This is a genomic window from Actinomadura rubteroloni, from assembly GCF_002911665.1.
Taxonomy (GTDB): Bacteria; Actinomycetota; Actinomycetes; order Streptosporangiales; family Streptosporangiaceae; genus Spirillospora; species Spirillospora rubteroloni.
In genome coordinates this window covers 2,182-5,640 of record NZ_MTBP01000007.1, presented here as the reverse complement: position 1 = coordinate 5,640, position 3,459 = coordinate 2,182, and the positions used below count along the sequence as shown (strand labels likewise).

The following is a 3,459-nucleotide window of genomic DNA, read 5'->3' as shown; positions in this document are numbered from 1 at the left end:
AAGTCCGGCGGTGTCCTACTCTCCCACACAGTCTCCCATGCAGTACCATCGGCGCTGAAAGGCTTAACTTCCGGGTTCGGAATGGAACCGGGTGTTTCCCTCTCGCCAAAACCACCGAACGACCAACCCCAACCCCCACAAAGGGGGGTGGGAAGCTTTGTCGATCGACACACCATATGTATTTATCAACACGGTGCCCGATTTGTTTTTCGGGAACCGCACAGGGACGCGAACATCACACAGCCGACAACACCGTCTACCACGATTGGTTTGATCGTTCGGTGTGCTCAAGCCACTCGGCCTATTAGTACCGGTCGACTCCACACCTTGCGGTGCTTCCATCCCCGGCCTATCAACCCAGTCGTCTACTGGGAGCCTTACACCCCCAAGGGGGTGGGAGAACTCATCTCGAGGAAGGCTTCCCGCTTAGATGCTTTCAGCGGTTATCCCTGCCGAACGTAGCCAACCAGCCGTGCTCCTGGCGGAACAACTGGCACACCAGAGGTTCGTCCGTCCCGGTCCTCTCGTACTAGGGACAGACCCCCACAATTCTCCAACGCGCGCAGCGGATAGGGACCGAACTGTCTCGCGACGTTCTAAACCCAGCTCGCGTGCCGCTTTAATGGGCGAACAGCCCAACCCTTGGGACCTACTCCAGCCCCAGGATGCGACGAGCCGACATCGAGGTGCCAAACCATCCCGTCGATATGGACTCTTGGGGAAGATCAGCCTGTTATCCCCGGGGTACCTTTTAGCCGTTGAGCGACACCGCTTCCACACGCCGGTGCCGGATCACTAGGCCCTGCTTTCGCACCTGCTCGACACGTCCGTCTCACAGTCAAGCTCCCTTGTGCCCTTGCACTCACCACCTGATGACCAACCAGGCTGAGGGAACCTTTGGGCGCCTCCGTTACCCTTTAGGAGGCAACCGCCCCAGTTAAACTACCCACCAGGCACTGTCCCCCACCCGGATCCACGGGCGCGGGTTAGACGCTCAAAACAACCAGAGTGGTATTTCACCAGCGACTCCACCAGTACTGGCGTACCAGCTTCACAGTCTCCCACCTATCCTACACAAGACGCTCCAAACGCCAATGCCAAGCTATAGTGAAGGTCCCGGGGTCTTTCCGTCCTGCTGCGCGAAACGAGCATCTTTACTCGTACTGCAATTTCGCCGGGCCTGTGGTCGAGACAGCGGGGAAGTCGTTACGCCATTCGTGCAGGTCGGAACTTACCCGACAAGGAATTTCGCTACCTTAGGATGGTTATAGTTACCACCGCCGTTTACCGGCGCTTAGATTCTCAGCCTCGAAGGAACAAGTCCCTCTAACCGGTCCTCTTAACGTTCCGGCACCGGGCAGGCGTCAGTCCGTATACAGCGTCTTACGACTTCGCACGGACCTGTGTTTTTAGTAAACAGTCGCTTCCCCCTGGCCTCTGCGACCACCCCCAGCTCCCACCGCACAGGTGTTCACCAGGAATGGTCCCCCTTCTCCCAAAGTTACGGGGGCAATTTGCCGAGTTCCTTGACCACAGTTCACCCGATCGCCTTGGTATTCTCTACCTGACCACCTGAGTCGGTTTAGGGTACGGGCCGCCGGTACACTCGCTAGAGGCTTTTCTCGGCAGCATGGGATCACTCACTTCGCCTAAAACGGCTCGGCATCACACCTCACCCTGATGTGCCACGGATTTGCCTATGGCACGGGCTACATGCTTACCCCAGGACAACCACCGCCTGGGCTGAGCTACCCTCCTGCGTCACCCCATCACTCACCTACTACCACCTCGGGCCCCGCGCTCCCCCGGTTCCAAGACCCGAAGGTCTCAAAGCGGGATCGGGCGGTTAGCATCAGCGGGTTCAGCGTTGGCGCATACCAGCGGGTACGGGAATATCAACCCGTTGTCCATCGACTACGCCTGTCGGCCTCGCCTTAGGTCCCGACTTACCCTGGGCGGAACAGCCTGCCCCAGGAACCCTTGGTCATCCGGCGCACACGATTCTCACGTGTGATGCGCTACTCATGCCTGCATTCTCACTCCCGCAACCTCCACCGCACAGTCACCCGACGGCTTCACCGGCTTGCAGGACGCTCCCCTACCCACCCCAACGAAACGCTGGAGTGCCACGGTTTCGGCGGTGTGCTTGAGCCCCGCTACATTGTCGGCGCGGAATCACTTGACCAGTGAGCTATTACGCACTCTTTCAAGGGTGGCTGCTTCTAAGCCAACCTCCTGGTTGTCACAGCAACTCCACATCCTTTCCCACTTAGCACACGCTTAGGGGCCTTAACCGATGATCTGGGCTGTTTCCCTCTCGACTACGAAGCTTATCCCCCGCAGTCTCACTGCCACGCTCTCACTTACCGGCATTCGGAGTTTGGCTGACGTCAGTAACCCGGTCAGGCCCATCAGCCATCCAGTAGCTCTACCTCCGGCAAGAAACACGCGACGCTGCACCTAAATGCATTTCGGGGAGAACCAGCTATCACGGAGTTTGATTGGCCTTTCACCCCTAACCACAGGTCATCCCCCAGGTTTTCAACCCTGGTGGGTTCGGGCCTCCACACCGTCTTACCGGCGCTTCACCCTGCCCATGGCTAGATCACCCCGCTTCGGGTCTACAGCATGCGACTACCCGACCACCGAAATGGCCACGGCGCCCTATTCAGACTCGCTTTCGCTACGGCTACCCGACACCGGTTAACCTCGCCACACACCATAACTCGCAGGCTCATTCTTCAAAAGGCACGCCATCACGAACAACACCCGAAAGTGTTGGGGACGCTCTGACGGCTTGTAGGCACACGGTTTCAGGTACTATTTCACGACCCCTCACCGGGGCACTTTTCACCTTTCCCTCACGGTACTGGTCCGCTATCGGTCATCAGGAAGTATTCAGCCTTACCACGTGGTCGTGGCAGATTCACACGGGATTTCACGGGCCCCGTGCTACTCGGGAAAACACCCAGAAGCCACTATGAGTTTCGTCTACCGGACTCTCACCGTCTACGGTCGGCCATCCCAAGCCGTTCAACTACCCAAGCGGTTTATAACTCCTCGACCCGGCGGCAGCCAGATCCGGATGCTCCCACAACCCCGCACACGCAACACCTGCCGGCTATCACACGCGCACGGTTTAGGCTCATCCGCTTTCGCTCACCACTACTCACGGAATCACTATTGTTTTCTCTTCCTGCGGGTACTGAGATGTTTCACTTCCCCGCGTTCCCACCAACCGGCCTATACATTCAACCGGCGGCGACACCCCATGACGGGTGCCAGGTTTCCCCATTCGGAAATCCCCGGATCACAGTCTGGTTGCCGACTCCCCGAGGCATATCGCAGGCTCCCACGTCCTTCATCGGCTCCTGATGCCAAGGCATCCACCGTATGCCCTTAAACACTTGAACACACAAAACGATCAAACAAATCGCAACAGAAGAACAAAAAACCACA

The 3,459-nt window shown here is 58.0% G+C and carries 2 rRNA genes; both read right to left on the bottom strand.

Features of this window, described 5'->3' with window-relative positions:
* Window positions 1-2: 2 nt before the first annotated feature.
* Window positions 3-119: ribosomal RNA gene (rrf, locus tag BTM25_RS28995) — 5S ribosomal RNA — on the bottom strand.
* A gap of 164 nt (window positions 120-283) precedes the next feature.
* A 23S ribosomal RNA gene (locus BTM25_RS28990) occupies window positions 284-3,413 on the bottom strand.
* Window positions 3,414-3,459: the final 46 nt, after the last annotated feature.